General features: G+C 61.9%; 2 pseudogenes. Both read right to left on the minus strand.

Going from position 1 to position 478, the window contains the following annotated elements:
* Window positions 1–160, minus strand: a pseudogene (locus BST12_RS31690) (IS3 family transposase); the annotation flags it as partial.
* 213 nt (window positions 161–373) lie between these two features.
* Window positions 374–478: pseudogene (locus BST12_RS31700) on the minus strand (histone acetyltransferase); the annotation flags it as partial.

The raw sequence follows: 478 nt of genomic DNA on the forward strand, positions 1-478 counted from the left end.
CCCACTTACGCACCGTCTCCGCGCAGCCAACACCAAGTAGACGGGCGACCTCACTGATCGCTGCCCACTCCGAATCGTGCTGACCGCGGATCTCTGCGACCATCCGCACCGCCCGCTCACGCAGCTCCGGCGGGTACCTCCTCGATGAACCACCTGACATGACCCCATCCTTTCCAAGAACTGGAGTCTCCGGACATGCCGGGGCGGTTCATCCGCACTGTCGGCGTTGATGGTGCGAAGCGACCGCCAAAGCCCATACCCGTGCAGTGATGCACGGGCGCAATAGGTTCACTTCCCCCGGAACTGCGGCAGTCTAGGGCGAATAGTACACACTGCAACTGTTTCCTGCCACGGGTGATGGGCCGCGGTCAAGCTACGCTCCCGTCAATTCATGCCGGCCGATCCGCACTCTATTGACGCCAACCATCATGCGGCACCGGCAATCTGAGCCAAACACCGGGTGATCGGCAACCAACCA

It is taken from the genome of Mycobacterium angelicum (genome assembly GCF_002086155.1).
GTDB classification, from domain to species: Bacteria; Actinomycetota; Actinomycetes; order Mycobacteriales; family Mycobacteriaceae; genus Mycobacterium; species Mycobacterium angelicum.